The sequence below is a fragment of the Hyphomicrobium sp. LHD-15 genome (genome assembly GCF_031157355.1).
Lineage (GTDB): Bacteria > Pseudomonadota > Alphaproteobacteria > Rhizobiales > Hyphomicrobiaceae > Hyphomicrobium_C.
Genome location: NZ_JAVIFT010000001.1, coordinates 1,424,083 through 1,438,082 on the forward strand (window position 1 = coordinate 1,424,083; position 14,000 = coordinate 1,438,082).

11 protein-coding genes are annotated in these 14,000 nt (G+C 63.5%); 3 read left to right on the forward strand and 8 right to left on the reverse strand.

Annotated elements, in window-relative coordinates; translation table 11 throughout:
• Window positions 1-217: 217 nt before the first annotated feature.
• Entirely contained in the window at window positions 218-2,818 is a 2,601-nt protein-coding gene (locus RCO24_RS06420; RefSeq protein WP_308960757.1) for an autotransporter domain-containing protein, read from the forward strand.
• Between the two features lie 18 nt (window positions 2,819-2,836).
• Here RCO24_RS06420 and RCO24_RS06425 read toward each other — a convergent pair whose 3' ends face one another.
• The 3 genes from RCO24_RS06425 to RCO24_RS06435 form a co-directional block, all read right to left on the reverse strand.
• Window positions 2,837-3,187: a hypothetical protein gene (locus tag RCO24_RS06425; protein WP_308960759.1), complete on the reverse strand. Its 351-nt coding sequence runs from the start codon at window positions 3,185-3,187 to the stop codon at window positions 2,837-2,839.
• Window positions 3,188-3,376: 189 nt separating this feature from the next.
• On the reverse strand, window positions 3,377-5,380 hold the full coding sequence (locus RCO24_RS06430) for a protein meaA (protein ID WP_308960761.1): 2,004 nt from the start codon (window positions 5,378-5,380) through the stop codon (window positions 3,377-3,379).
• A gap of 93 nt (window positions 5,381-5,473) precedes the next feature.
• Window positions 5,474-5,833 (reverse strand): hypothetical protein, encoded by a 360-nt coding sequence (locus tag RCO24_RS06435; protein ID WP_308960762.1) that lies wholly within the window; start codon window positions 5,831-5,833, stop codon window positions 5,474-5,476.
• A 353-nt stretch (window positions 5,834-6,186) separates the two neighbouring features.
• Between RCO24_RS06435 and ccrA the strand changes: the two genes are divergently transcribed.
• Complete coding sequence (gene ccrA, locus RCO24_RS06440) at window positions 6,187-7,497, forward strand: crotonyl-CoA carboxylase/reductase (RefSeq protein ID WP_308960764.1); 1,311 nt, start codon at window positions 6,187-6,189, stop codon at window positions 7,495-7,497.
• A 57-nt stretch (window positions 7,498-7,554) separates the two neighbouring features.
• Here the strand turns inward: ccrA and RCO24_RS06445 are convergent, their stop codons facing one another.
• The 5 genes from RCO24_RS06445 to RCO24_RS06465 form a co-directional block, all read right to left on the reverse strand.
• Complete coding sequence (locus RCO24_RS06445) at window positions 7,555-8,808, reverse strand: MFS transporter (protein WP_308960766.1); 1,254 nt, start codon at window positions 8,806-8,808, stop codon at window positions 7,555-7,557.
• Window positions 8,809-8,810: 2 nt separating this feature from the next.
• Window positions 8,811-9,158: a DMT family protein gene (locus RCO24_RS06450; protein WP_308960768.1), complete on the reverse strand. Its 348-nt coding sequence runs from the start codon at window positions 9,156-9,158 to the stop codon at window positions 8,811-8,813.
• Window positions 9,159-9,293: 135 nt separating this feature from the next.
• A complete protein-coding gene (lepB, locus tag RCO24_RS06455) occupies window positions 9,294-10,547 on the reverse strand; it encodes a signal peptidase I (RefSeq protein ID WP_374990915.1) in 1,254 nt (417 codons plus the stop codon).
• A gap of 40 nt (window positions 10,548-10,587) precedes the next feature.
• The gene (locus RCO24_RS06460; RefSeq protein WP_308960772.1) at window positions 10,588-11,031 is read right to left on the reverse strand and encodes a lipocalin family protein; all 444 of its coding nucleotides are present in this window, start codon (window positions 11,029-11,031) and stop codon (window positions 10,588-10,590) included.
• A 52-nt stretch (window positions 11,032-11,083) separates the two neighbouring features.
• Window positions 11,084-11,935 carry a YihY/virulence factor BrkB family protein gene (locus RCO24_RS06465; protein ID WP_308960774.1) on the reverse strand — a complete coding sequence of 284 codons (852 nt, stop codon included), beginning with the start codon at window positions 11,933-11,935 and terminating at the stop codon, window positions 11,084-11,086.
• 325 nt (window positions 11,936-12,260) lie between these two features.
• Here RCO24_RS06465 and RCO24_RS06470 point away from each other — a divergent pair, with 325 nt between their 5' ends.
• Complete coding sequence (locus RCO24_RS06470; RefSeq protein ID WP_308960776.1) at window positions 12,261-13,940, forward strand: acyl-CoA dehydrogenase family protein; 1,680 nt, start codon at window positions 12,261-12,263, stop codon at window positions 13,938-13,940.
• The last annotated feature ends 60 nt before the right edge of the window (window positions 13,941-14,000 follow it).

A 14,000-nucleotide genomic window follows, 5' to 3' on the forward strand; every position in this document is an offset into this window, starting at 1 on the left:
CCGGGCTCAGGCTAGCTTGCAAGCCTCGCGTTCGCGCCCTCACAGCCGAGATCGCGGGGCTCGCTGTGGCTGCCCGGCTACAGGACTGCGACATGAACGGCAGTTCCAAGCCGTGAACATCGCCCACGCGATGGCGCTTCGGGTTCGACTAGGGTACGAATCATTACTATCCGTACGGGGAAGAGTTCGAACTCGAAGCTTGCCTTGGGGAGGCACCGTGGTTTCTCGATCCGCCCGCACCGAGAGCCCGCTTTCCAGGCCTCTCTTTGCCGTCGCCCTGACAGTGAGCCTTTCCGTGGGTTTTGCGGCCTTGAGCGGGGGCATTGCGTCTGCGATCGAGGTGAAGGGCACCGTCGAGGTCAACAACCCGGCCACGCTCGGCAGCGACGACATCATCTTCGACGGCGGAACACTGCTGTTCAAAGGCAGCGGAACTCTCGAGAACAACGTCGGCTTTTTCGGCGGCAAAACCAATACCATCGCAGCGGCAGCCGGGCAGATCATCGAATTCGGCCCGAGCTTCAGCGGATCATTCGTCGGTATCGACGACGGACGCACCACGATCTTCGGCTCGACGACGGCGACCGGCACGGTACTCATCAACACCGACTACGCCTCCGCGCATCCGGAGGCTCACATCATCGTGGCCGGCGGCACACTTGGCGGCGGGTTTGCGCTGACCTCTTTGCTGGCCAGTGCCGCTTCGACGACCGTCAACGCCGGCGCCACGCTCGATTTCGGCAGCGACCCCGGCTACGTACACAACCTCAAGGGCAGCGGCTCTGTCGTCACCGGCGGCGACCTTGGATTGCTGGTGGATGAGGAATCGATCTCGGAGTTTTCCGGCACGATCAGCGGATCCGGCAGCGTCTCAGTGCTCAACATGGGCTGGTCAAATGCCATGATGATCCTGTCGGGCAGCAACACTTACACCGGCGGAACCTACATCTGCTCGTGCACCACGTTGCAACTCGGCAATGGCGGCACATCAGGCTCCATCATCGGGAACGTGACGAACGGCGGAACGCTGGCGTTCAATCGCTCCGACATTTACGTGTTCACCGGCGCCATCGAGGATGATTTTTCGGATGCCGGTAACGTCGTGCAGATGGGAACCGGCACGACGGTGCTGACGGCCAACCACACCTATACCGGTGCGACGCTCGTGGCCGCGGGCAAGCTCGTCGTGAACGGCTCGATCGCGGATTCGACCACCACGGTATTCAAGGGCGCAACACTCGGCGGCACAGGCACGCTCGGCGATACCGACATCTTCGCCGGCGGCACGCACGCGCCTGGCAACTCCATCGGAACGCAGACCGTTATCGGCCCCTATCTTCTGGCTTCGGGCGCGAACCTCGAAATCGAGATTGATCCGAGCTCGAGCGATCGCGTCGTCGTGCAAGGCACGGTCGGCCTCACCGGATCGGTGCTGCATGTAATCGCGGGCGGCGGCAACTACGGGGCCGGCACGAGCTATCTGATCATCGACAACGACGGCGTGGACTCCGTGACCGGCGCGTTCGGCACGATCCGCACCAACTTCGCCTTCTATACGCCGAGCGTTTCCTATACCGGCGGCGACGGCAACGACGTGGCGCTGAGCTTTGCGCGCAACGGGCTGACATTCACGGACGTTGCGCGCGGGCCAAACCAGACCGGCGTCGCGACCGCGCTCGATCAATTGCCGGATAGCGATCCGCTCTATCTTGCGCTGCTCAACCAGAGCGCGGCGGGGGCGCAAAGCGCCTACGACACGCTTTCCGGCGATGTGCACGCGAGCCTCTCAGGCCTCCTCATTCAGGACAGCCATCAGCTTCGCAACGCGCTGCTGTCGCGGCTCGGGCAGGCGTTTCACGCCGGCGGGGCTGCAGGGTCGGCACTCGGAAATGGCGGTCCGGTCACGGTGGCGGAGCTGAGCAGCGGGCGGATGGCGCTCGGCGCAGGAAGCGGCGCCGAGGAGCACACGTCGGTCGCGCCGGTGCGCGGCAGCGGGCTTGCGTTCTGGACGCTCGGCTATGGATCATGGGGTGATTTCGCAAGCGACGGCGATGCCGGCGGCTTCGAGCGGAAGCTCGGCGGATTCGTCTCGGGCATGGACGTGGCCCTCGGCGGCTCGTGGCGCGCCGGCCTAGCGACCGGATACGCGCAGTCCGATGCGTCGTTCGGCTCACGGGCGGCCTCGGCCGATGTCGATGGCGTGCACCTCGCCGCCTACACCGGCGGCGCATGGGGTGGCGTTTCGCTCAAAGCAGGTGCAGCCTGGACCTGGAACGAGATCGACACCGTTCGCGCCATCTCCACGCTCGGCCTCAGCGAGCGGGCGGAAGCGAGCTACGACGGCAACACCGGGCAGGTCTTCGGCGAAGCGGCCATTCCGCTCGCTGCCGGCCGGCTCGCCTACGAGCCGTTCGCCGGCCTCGCCTACGTTCACACCGACACCGACGGGTTCACCGAGACAGGCTCCACGGTGGCTCTCCGCTCGGGCGGAGCCGACGAGAGCGTTACCTTTTCGACGCTTGGCGTCAGGACGGCACTTGCGCTGGACGACGGGCCTTATCCGGTGACCGCGCGCGCTACCTTTGCATGGCGCCATGCGTTCGATGCAACTGCGCCGGGTCTCGCGCTTTCGTTCGCCGCGACGGGGGCTAGCTTCGGCGTACATGGTCTGCCGATCGCAGAAGACAGCGCGCTCATCGAAGCCGGGCTCGATATCGGCCTTGGCGGGGGCGCGTCGCTCGGCGTTTCCTACACGGGGCAGATTTCAAGTGACGTTGACGATCACGGCCTGACCGGCAGCCTGCTCTGGCAGTTCTGACGCGGTCGCGCTCGGCGCCTACTTCCAGGTGAAGGTCACACGGCCGGTGCCGTGGATGTGCTCGGCGACCTCGACGCGGTCTCCGACCTTAGGATCGGTCTTCTTCAGCGCCATGACGTGGGCCATGCGCCCGTCGGCCAGCTTCACGTCGACGGCGAGGCCTTCCTCGATGGCGATGCTCTTGGCCCCCACCAGCGGCCCCACGGCTTCGACGACGCCCGCAACGTGGCGCGTCTCGACATTAGCGTCGAGGCCGGTCACCCAGAGCCCGGCTGCAACGCAGCCCAGGACGCCAACGCCGGCCGCGATCCACTTCAACCGCTCGACAAACAGTTGCCGATTGAGCCGGCGCCTTGTTTCGTCACGCATTTTTCTTGGTCCCTAGACGATCCAGCAGCGCAATCTGCACCGCCCCCGGCGCGAGGTCTTTGAAAAGACCGGCAATTCACGCTCCAGGCCGATAGGGCCTGAAGCGATCGTGGTCTATATAGCGCCGGAGGGGCCGAATGCGAAGGCCGTTTGCGGGCTGCGGCGTTCCTCAAGATCCGTCGCGGGCGCTCAGGCTGCCTTTTCCTGGCCTTCGACGAGGCGGACGATGTCGGCCATGATGTCGTTCAGCTGGAAGTCCTTGGGCGTGTAGACGGCGGCAACGCCGAAGCTCTTGAGCTTCACCTCGTCCTCCGGCGGGATGATGCCGCCGACGACGACCGGGATATCGCCCAGGCCTTCCTTGCGCATCCGCTCCATCAGCTCCGAGACGAGCGGCACGTGCGAACCGGACAGGATCGACAGGCCGACGACGTGGGCGCTTTCGTCCACGGCCGCGCGCACGATCTGCGCGGGCGTCAGGCGGATGCCCTCGTAGACCACTTCCATACCGACGTCGCGGGCGCGAACGGCGATCTGCTCGGCGCCGTTCGAATGACCGTCGAGGCCGGGCTTGCCGACCAGGAACTTGATGCGCCGGCCGAGCTTCACCGACAGGGCGTCAACGGCGGCGCGGATGCCGTCCAGCTGCCCGCTTGCCCGCTCGGGCGCGGCCTGGGCCACGCCGGTCGGCGCACGATACTCGCCGAACACGCGGCGCAGAGTGGTGCCCCACTCGCCGGTGGTGATGCCGGCCTTGGCGCAGGCAATCGAGCTTTCCATGATGTTGCGGCCTTCCTTGGCCGCGGATTCGAGCTCGGCCAAAGCTTTCGCCACCTCTTTGGCGTCGCGCTGCTCCCGCCATGCCTTGAGGCGGCCGATCTGCTCAGCCTCTACGGCCGGATCGACAATCATGATCGCGCCTTCACCGGCCGTGAGCGGAGATGGCTCGGTCTCGGTCCACTTGTTGACGCCGACGACGATAAGGTCCGCCGTCTCGATCTGGCCCACACGCGATGAGTTGCTCTCGACGAGGCGGCGCTTCATGTAGTCGATGGCAGCCACTGCGCCGCCCATGCGCTCGATGGTGGCGAGCTCGGCACGGGCCTCTTCTTTCAGGGACTCGACCTTGCGCTTGATCTCCTCTGAGCCATCGAAGATATCGCCGTATTCCAGCAGATCCGTCTCGTAGGCCACAATCTGCTGCATGCGCAGCGACCACTGCTGATCCCACGGACGCGGCAGACCCAGCGCCTCGTTCCAGGCCGGGAGCTGCACGGCGCGCGCGCGCGCCTTCTTCGACAGCGTCACCGCCATCATTTCGAGCAGGATGCGATAGACGTTGTTCTCGGGCTGCGGCTCGGTGAGACCGAGGCTGTTGACCTGCACGCCGTAACGGAACATGCGGTTCTTTGCATCCGTCACGCCATAGCGTTCGCGGGTGATCTCGTCCCACAGTTCACCGAATGCCCGCATTTTGCAGATCTCGGTGATGAAGCGCATGCCGGCGTTGACGAAGAACGAGACGCGGCCCACGACGGTGCCGAAATCCTTGTCCGGCACCTCGCCCGAGGCCTTCACCGTGTCGAGGACGGCGATGGCGGTGGCCAGCGCGTAAGACAGCTCCTGCACCGGTGTCGCGCCGGCTTCCTGCAGGTGGTACGAGCACACGTTGGTCGGGTTCCACTTCGGCACCTCCTTGTAGGAGAAGACGATGGTGTCCTTGATCAGCCGCAACGACGGCTCGGGCGGGAACACGTAGGTGCCGCGCGACAGGTATTCCTTGATGATGTCGTTCTGGATGGTACCGGTGAGCTTGGTGCGCGGGGCGCCCGTCGCATCGGCGGTCGCGATGTAAAGAGACAGCAGCCACGCCGCCGTGGCGTTGATGGTCATCGACGTGTTCATCTGGTCGAGCGGAATGCCGTCGAGCAGAGTCATCATGTCGCCCAGGTGCGAGACCGGCACGCCGACCTTGCCCACTTCGCCGCGCGCCAGCTCGTTGTCGCTGTCATAGCCCGTTTGCGTCGGCAGATCGAAGGCGATCGAAAGGCCGGTCTGCCCCTTGGCCAGGTTGTTCCGGTAGAGCTCGTTCGACTTGGCGACGTTCGAGTGGCCCGCATAGGTGCGAAACAGCCAGGGTTTATCCCGAACCGCCGCCTTGCCAGCCGATCCACTGCCCGCTTTGTCCGACATTCTCAAACCCTCGCCCGCATTCACAATTCCCCATAGCGTACCGGCCGCCGTGTGCAAGGCAAAAGTCTAATTCGTCACGGGGACGGGTGGTTCTCAGGCGCGGACGCGGCCAGGATCGTTGGTCAAGGGCTTGCGAATTCGGGTGACGGCCTCGACGAGGCGGGTCAGGAACAGCATGACGAACAGCATCACCACCATGCCGGCCACGGATGCGGCCACCGTGTGGGCGCTCTTTTCCGAGCTCACGACAAAGCCCAGCTCTCTCAAGGTGTAGATGCCGACAAGGCCGCCCCAAAACATGGCCGGGGCGAAAACCCACGACAGGCCTTTCATCGGCAACATCGCGCGCATGACGGCAAAAACCAGCGCAGTGAGGCCCGCGACGATCCAGTAGCTCATGCTGTCGGCCGCGGCGATGTCGGACAACACCTTGAAAATTGCCTCATGGCTCATGAAATGACCCGCTCACTCCGAAAATAAACACCCGTCAAAATCTGGAATCCAGGCCCGTTAGTCTTAGCGATTGCTGATTAACTCTTCGTTTGAGGGAGATAACGGCCTCAGTGGGGACGGGGCATCTTTTTGGGGGCCGGGAGGTCATTATTAAGGGGGGATGCGAATGTCGCTCTGACAAACCCTTTATTGCGGCGCCAAAAAGTGCTTGAAACGAGGCGAACGGCACGGGAGGGCGCCTACGCGCAGTATCCTCCGGCCTATTCAGGACCATGCACAGCACGCCGGATCGACGGGACGGCGCGTGAATGGTCTGCGGGACATTACCTTCTGCGTCAGGGAGAGACGAGAGCATGTCGAGCCAAAGCGCCGCGACCAAAGCCAGCACCGAAGCTGCTTCGGTTGGGGTGAAAAAAGACCTCTATGAGATCGGCGAGATTCCGCCGCTCGGTCACGTTCCGAAGAACATGTACGCGTGGGCCATCCGCAAGGAGCGCCAAGGCGAGCCCGACAAGGCCATGCAGGTCGAGGTCGTGCCGACCTGGGAGCTCGACAGCCACGACGTGCTCGTCCTCGTGATGGCCGCTGGCGTCAACTACAATGGCGTCTGGGCCTCGCTCGGCACGCCTATCTCCATGTTCGACGTCCACAAGCAGCCGTACCACATCGCAGGTTCGGACGCGTCCGGCATCGTGTGGGCCGTCGGCTCCAAGGTGAAGCGCTGGAAGGTCGGCGACGAAGTCGTCATCCATTGCAACCAGGATGACGGCGACGACGAGGAGTGCAACGGCGGCGATCCCATGTTCTCGCCCTCGCAGCGCATCTGGGGCTACGAGACGCCGGACGGCAGCTTCGCTCAGTTCTGCCGCGTGCAGGATCGTCAGCTGCTCGAGCGCCCGAAGCATCTCACGTGGGAAGAGGCGGCCTGCTACACGCTGACCCTCGCCACCGCTTACCGCATGCTGTTCGGTCATCGTCCGCACGTGCTTCGCCCCGGCCACAACGTGCTCGTCTGGGGCGCCGCGGGCGGCCTCGGCGCTTTCGCCGTGCAGCTCTGCGCCACGTCCGGCGCCAACGCCATCGGCGTCGTGTCGGATGACGACAAGCGCGATTTCGTCATGCAGCTGGGTGCCAAGGGCGTCATCAACCGCAAGGGCTTCAAGTGCTGGGGCCAGCTGCCGAAGGTGAACTCGCCGGAATACAACACCTGGCTGAAGGAGATGCGCAACTTCGGCAAGGCGATCTGGGACATCACCGGTAAGGGTGTCAACGTCGACTGCGTGTTCGAGCATCCTGGCGAAACGACGATCCCGGTCTCGGTGCAGGTGGTCAAGCGCGGTGGCATGGTCGTCATTTGCGCCGGCACCACCGGTTACAACCTGACCATGGACGCGCGGTATCTCTGGATGCACCAGAAGCGCGTGCAGGGCTCTCACTTCGCAAACCTGCAGCAGGCGAGCCAAGCCAACAAGCTCGTCGTCGAGCGACGTATCGATCCTTGCATGTCGGAAGTGTTTTCGTGGGCGCAGATCCCGAAGGCGCACATGCGCATGTTGAGAAACGAGCACAAGCCGGGCAACATGGCGGTGCTGGTTTCGGCGCCGACTACGGGCTTGCGCACGGTCGAAGACGTGATCGAGGCCAGCCAGGCACGCCACGGCTAGCGCGCCGGCAGGTATCAAGTTTGGGGCGCGGCAGTTTCTGTCGCGCCCTTTTCTTTTTTATGCCGCGGTCGGAACCGGTGCTGACGAGGACAGGCCGTCGCGCGTCTCGGGCATGGCGACGGCATAAACCGCGAGCCCGAGAGCAGCCACGAACGCGAGCGCAAGAAACGCGGCGTCATAGCCTGCGTTCACGACGATCAATCCCGCAAACGACGTGCTGAGGGCCGCGCCAATGCCAGTTGCCGTTCCAATCGCACCGAGGCTGACGTTGAAGTGTCCCGTGCCGCGCGTGAGGTCGGCCACGACGATGGGGAACAATGCGCCGAAGATGCCGGCGCCCACGCCATCAAGAAGCTGCACGCCGACAATCCAGTACGGGCTGTCGGAAAGCGGGTAAAGCATGCCTCGCAACGCCAAAACAGCAAATGCCGTCAGGAACAGCGGTTTGCTGCCCCACGTGTTCGCCTTCGCGCCCGCGATTAGTGCGACAGGGACCATGATGAGCTGCGCAGCGACGATGCACGCAGACATCAACGATGTGCCGAGTGCCGCGTTGCCGAGCGCGAGCTTCTGGCCGGCGAGCGGCAGCATCGCCGCATTGGAGAAATGAAATAGCACGATACAGGCCGAAAAAATAAGCAAAGGCCGGCATTCAAGCAGCACCCGCCATCCCGACGGAGGCGCACGCTCATGCTCGTTCTGGCCGTCTTTCTGCAATCCACGCGCGACGTCATGATCGATCGCGGCTTCGGGAATGCTCCAGGTCGCGACAACGCTGGCAACTGCCATAAACGCCATGAGCCAGAACACGACGACCGGGCCGTACCAATAAGCTAATACCGCGGCGAGCGTGGCCGCAAACGCGTTGCCGGCGTGGTTGAAACTTTCATTGCGTCCGACACGCGCGGCGAACGCCTTCGGCCCCACGATGCCAAGCGTGATGGCAGAGGTGGCGGGCGCGAAAATCGCGCCTGCGGCGCCCGCGATCGCTTGCGTACCAGCAATCAGAATCTGATTTGAAAGAAATGGCAGCGCTACGCAGGTTGCAGTGACGAGGACAGCAGCGACAATGACGAGCGCGCGCTTTGCTTTGGTCCGGTCGACCAGGGCTCCCGCGGGCGTTTGGGTGGCAATCCCGGCGATGCCGGCAATCGTCATGACCACGCCGATCGAGGCTTCGTCCCACTTCTGGACCGTGAGGAGATAAATCGCGAGGTAAGGTCCCAGCCCGTCTCGCACGTCGGCCAGGAAGAAATTCAACGCATCGAGAGGCCGACCGGATGACGCAGCTTGTCTCGATGTGGTCACCATCGCTAGCTCAGTGGTCCCTTAAAAATAAAGAACGCGCCCGTCGCGATCAGCAGGAAGCCGACGGCATGGTTCAGTGTGAGAGGCTCTTTCAAATAGAGCACCGAGAACCCTGCAAATACGATGAGGGTGATGACCTCCTGCATCGTCTTGAGTTCAGCGGCAGAATAAACTTGGTGACCCAGCCGATTGGCGGGGACCGCGAAGCAGTATTCCGCGAGCGCGATGAACCAGCTCGCGAGGATGACGATCCAAAGGGGCTTATCGGTAAATTTCAGGTGCCCGTACCAGGCGAACGTCATGAACACGTTCGACACTGCGAGCAGCACGATCGGCGTAACAGATGGATTCATGGTTGAGCGGGCGACTGTTGGACCTCAGAGCCTCGGACATCGCCCGATCGCCAGCCCAACCCGCAGACCGCAAACGGGTTCCGTAGATCACTACGAATTAAAGAAGTGGCGGCTCCAGCAAACCCGCCGCGCTTTTTATTTCGGCACGGTGAGCAGCCGGTCCCAGCGGATGTTGTCGAACGCATGCGCCGGGGAGCTGGTGTCGCGCAGCTCGGCGTTGGAGAAATAAATGATCGAGGCGCGCGCAAAAATGTTCTCGGCGGGGATCAACCCGACCTGCTCGACCGACCGGCTGTCCATGGAGTTGTCACGGTTATCGCCCATCACGAAGTAATGGCCCGGCGCCACCTTGAACGGACCTACGTTGTCGAAGGGGCCGTCCGGTTCCATCTCGAGGACGACGATTTTCCTACCTTCGGGCAACGTTTCCTCAAAAGATGGGATCGTGTAAGCGCGACCGTCCCCGGTCTCTACGGTGACGTCCCCGATCGGGCGCTTCGGCACCGGCGTGCCGTTGATGTGCAGCACGCCGTGTTGCACGAGAATTTCGTCACCCGGCAACCCGATGACGCGCTTGATATAATCGAATTTTCGGTCGGTCGGCAGCTTGAAGACGACAATGTCGCCGCGCAGGGGTGCCGCCGCGCCGAAGCGCCCCTCGAAGCCTGCATCGAACGGGAAAGAGTAGCGGCTCAAGCCGTAGCTGCGCTTGTCTGCGAAAAAGTTATCGCCGACGCGTAGGGTCGGCTCCATCGAAGTCGATGGGACCGAGAAGGGCTGGAACAGAAAGATCCGGATCGCGGCCGCAACAGCCAGGATCACGACAAGGGATGCTGCGACGCTTGCCGTGGCGCGCAGGATGCCAAAACGCTGCACCGCGCCGATGGTGCGGATCCTCAGGAAAATTGCCCACAACGGCAGAAGCGCGGCAACCAGGGCCAAGGGAAGAAGTACTGGATCGTCCACACTCTCCGGTGCCGCGAAGGCGCGCAGAAAGTCCTGCCGAAAGACAGCGATCCCTCCCAGCATGATCAGCAAGGCTGCGATGTTCGGCAGCGCGGCCCAGGCAATGGCGGTGCGCAGCGTACTCTGACTTGCCGAACCTCCGAGCGGGCGGCCGATCCAGGATAAAAGAGCTCCGTCGATGTAAAGCGCGAGCAAGCCAGCTAGAGGACCAATCAGGAGCGCGACGACAACGACTGCAAGCCAATGGAGATTGGGGATCAGGGCGGCGAAGCCGATGACCGTCGCGACCCCCATCAATGCGGCCAGGAGCAGCGCGTACGATCTGCCCCCGCGCTGCACGACGGCGTCGATCGCCGCCTGCGGCTTCCACCAGATCGCAGTCCAGGGGTTCAATCTCGCAGGGGGCTGCGCTTCGGCATCCATGCGGTTTCCTTCACGATCGCATCAAACCGTATTGGCGCAGCTATTTCTTGCGGACGAGCTCGGCGCAACCAGCCGTCGCGTCCTCGCCGGATTCGACGTAGCAGGCGCCGATGCGATCAGGCCCCAGAATGCGGCCGTGATTGTAGCCTTTGCTGTTCGAGGCGACCCAGGTGAAGGATATGTTGTCCGGGTAGATCACGCCGAAGAAATTCTTGGTGCCGTCGGGATAGGTGAACGTGCCCCGAAACCGGCGATCCTGCTGCTCGGTAATCTGGACGGTCTTCTCACCCCAGATCTTGTATCCCTTCTTGTCGGATACGGTCCGGTTTTCACCCACCCAGGTTCCGACGAGATTGGGGATGTCCTTATCGTCTTGAGCAAATGCCGGATGCGCTGCTCCGGCGAAAAACAGGAGCGCCGCGCAGGCTGCTTTCGATGCGCAAATCGTGGGTCGTGAGCCTTGCGTGGTCGAGCGTTTGGACATCATCGTCTCCGTTCCCTGCCCTGTCCGAGGAACGGCGCGCCCGCACCCCGGATCAGTGATTGCCGTTGGTGAGTTTCTTCAATTCCATGATACCGCGGTTCAACTCGGCGCCGAGGAGGATGATGATTGCCGTCACCTGGAAGAAAATCATCGCCACCATCAGCTGCGAAAGACCGGCATAGAAGCGCGCATAGTTGCTGATCGAAAGGTAGTAGGAATAGAAGCCGGCGATCACGAGCCACAGCACGACGGACAAAGCGACACCCGGCCACACGTCGGCGAGGCGGCGCTTGCCGGCCGCAAGCCAGAGATGAAACGCGAGAAGCTGCGTGCCGATGACCGCTGCGCCGAGCGTGTAGCGCACGGCCGGCGCCAGCCAAGTCGAATCGAGGAGCGACCTGATCAAAGACGGCTCCACCCAGGAAGGCCCGAATTGGGCGGCGAACGCGGGACCGACGACCACCGCCCAGGTCAGCACGAGCATCGAAGCGCCGCTGATCAAGACGAGAAGCATGCTGAGCCCGAGACAAACCGGGTAGGAGCGGGTTTCGACCACGCGATAGGCGCCGTTGAGCGCGGCCCGCAGCGTTTCGACCGCGCTCGTCGCGAAGAACAGCGCGAGGAAGCCGCCGAAAGTCAGAAGATCGATGCGGGTCTGCCCCATGATGGCGTCGACCTGCGGCGCCAGCGCCTGGGCCACGGCCTGCGGCAGGTTGTGGAACAGCTGCGAGACGGCTTCCGCCGCCAGTTCCCGGCCACCGAACAGGCCCGCCAGTCCGCCTAGGAAGATGCAGAAGGGAAACAGCGACACGACGAACGCGAACGCCACGGCGCTCGCCATGGCGAAGCCCGAGTGCTCGTAGAGCCGGAAAATGGCAGACAGTAAAGTGCGGTAACGCTTCATTGGCGGGCAGTCTGGCGGCAGTTTGTGCGAATGTCGAGGCGGACCGTAGTCGATGGACTATGCCGAGGTCCATGCCTTACGCGCAACGCGCGACACGAAATGCCCCCCCGTGATTAACGATCGGGCCGGGCCGGCGGGAAACGCGCCCGCTCACCCCGCGGCCCCCCGTGCGTTGCTGTCGCTGGGGCGCGAGTTTGTCTTGACGGCAGGGCTCGGAAATTTGCAGATGGCGTCCTGAAATAGCGGGCCCCAAAGGGGGCCAAGGGACGCGGAGCATAATCAGGCTCCGGTGTCCCCATGCGCGGGTCAGGGAGGAGCCGAATTCATGTCGACTGTTGAGCTCAAGTCAGGGAACGACCTTCTCGCGGCAGGCCCGGAGCGCCTGATCGCCAGAACCGCCGAGGTCGTCGAGGCCGCCGATGTCGTGCTCGGCCTCGCCAAGACCGGCGTGCGTGCCCGGATCAAGGAGGTCGGCGGTGTCGACGAAGCCCAGCACGTCGCGCATGGCCTGGCCTGGCTCGCAACCACCGTCGAGGCACTTCGGCAGATGAACCTGTGGGCCGCACGGCTCCAGGCGGAAGGCGCGTTCGGCGAGTTCGAGCAGCTGCTCCTGATCGCGGCTTTCGGCGAATACGGCGCGCAGATCGCCGGCGGCATCCCGATGAGCCAGCTCGAGATCATCCGCCCTGAAGCGCTCGGCGTCTCGAAGGCCGAGATCCGCAAGTACGAGGATGCGGTTGCTGACGTCGTCGCGGCCGGCGGCTCCGAGGGCGTGAAGGCGAAGCTCGCCAAGCTGATCGAGCACGCGCAAGGCGCGACCACGTTCGGCAATTCCGGCCTCGACGAGACGATGGCCGCGATCCACGAGCAGATGCGCAGCTTCTCGGAAGCCGAGGTGGTGCCGCACGCTCATGAATGGCATCTCGCGAACGAATACATTCCGATCGAGATCATCCAGAAGGTCGCAGAGCTCGGCGTATTCGGACTCACGCTACCGGAGGAGTACGGCGGTCTCGGGCTCGGCAAGCTCGCGATGTGCGTCGTCTCGGAAGAGCTGTCGCGCGGATACATCGGCGTCGGATCGCTCGGCACACGCGCCGAGATCGCAGGCGAACTGATCCTGCACAACGGCACGCCCGAGCAGAAGGAAAAGTATCTGCCGAAGATTGCGACCGGCGAGATCCTGCCGACGGCCGTCTTTACCGAGCCGAACACGGGCTCGGATCTTGCCTCGCTCAAGACGCGCGCGGTCCGCGACGGCAACGTCTACAAGATCACCGGTCAGAAGACTTGGATCACGCATCCCGTGCGCGCCGACATCATGACCGTGCTGACGCGCACCAATCCGGACGAGAAGGGCTACAAGGGCCTCTCGATGCTCCTCGCCGAAAAGCCGCGCGGCAACGACGACGAGCCGTTCCCCGCCAAGGGCATGACCGGCGGCGAGATCGAGGTTCTCGGTTATCGCGGCATGAAGGAATACGACATCTCCTTCGACGGCTTCGAAGTGCCGGCCGAAAACCTGCTCGGCGGCGTCGAGGGGCAGGGCTTCAAGCAGCTCATGAACACGTTCGAGGGCGCGCGCATCCAGACGGCTGCCCGCGCCGTCGGCGTCGCGCAGTGCGCGATGGACCTCGCGCTCAAGTACGGCCTCGAGCGCGTGCAGTTCGGCAAGCCGATCTACTCGTTCCCGCGCGTTTACAACAAGGTCGTCATGATGGCGGTCGAGACCATGATCGCGCGCCAACTTTCCTATTTCGCCGCACGCGAAAAAGACGAGGGACATCGCTGCGACCTCGAAGCCGGCATGGCAAAGCTGCTCGGCGCGCGTGTTGCCTGGGCCAACGCCGACAACGCGCTGCAGATCCATGGCGGCAACGGCTTCGCGCTCGAATACCCGGTCTCCCGCGTGCTGTGCGACGCGCGCATCCTGAACATCTTCGAGGGTGCGGCCGAAATCCAGGCGCAGGTCATCGCCCGCCGCCTACTCGAAGAGAAAGCCTGATCCGGCTTATAAGGGCTTCGTTCCATGAGGGGTCGGATCTTTGGATCTGGCCCCTTTTTT

Coding starts and splice junctions, on each gene's coding strand:
- RCO24_RS06465 (WP_308960774.1), bottom strand. CDS start 11,935: ATGAAGCGTTACCGCACTTTACTGTCTGCCATTTTCCGGCTCTACGAG.
- RCO24_RS06445 (WP_308960766.1), bottom strand. CDS start 8,808: ATGGTGACCACATCGAGACAAGCTGCGTCATCCGGTCGGCCTCTCGAT.
- RCO24_RS06430 (WP_308960761.1), bottom strand. CDS start 5,380: ATGTCGGACAAAGCGGGCAGTGGATCGGCTGGCAAGGCGGCGGTTCGG.
- lepB (WP_374990915.1), bottom strand. CDS start 10,547: ATGGATGCCGAAGCGCAGCCCCCTGCGAGATTGAACCCCTGGACTGCG.
- RCO24_RS06435 (WP_308960762.1), bottom strand. CDS start 5,833: ATGAGCCATGAGGCAATTTTCAAGGTGTTGTCCGACATCGCCGCGGCC.
- RCO24_RS06425 (WP_308960759.1), bottom strand. CDS start 3,187: ATGCGTGACGAAACAAGGCGCCGGCTCAATCGGCAACTGTTTGTCGAG.
- ccrA (WP_308960764.1), top strand. CDS start 6,187: ATGTCGAGCCAAAGCGCCGCGACCAAAGCCAGCACCGAAGCTGCTTCG.
- RCO24_RS06450 (WP_308960768.1), bottom strand. CDS start 9,158: ATGAATCCATCTGTTACGCCGATCGTGCTGCTCGCAGTGTCGAACGTG.
- RCO24_RS06460 (WP_308960772.1), bottom strand. CDS start 11,031: ATGTCCAAACGCTCGACCACGCAAGGCTCACGACCCACGATTTGCGCA.
- RCO24_RS06470 (WP_308960776.1), top strand. CDS start 12,261: ATGTCGACTGTTGAGCTCAAGTCAGGGAACGACCTTCTCGCGGCAGGC.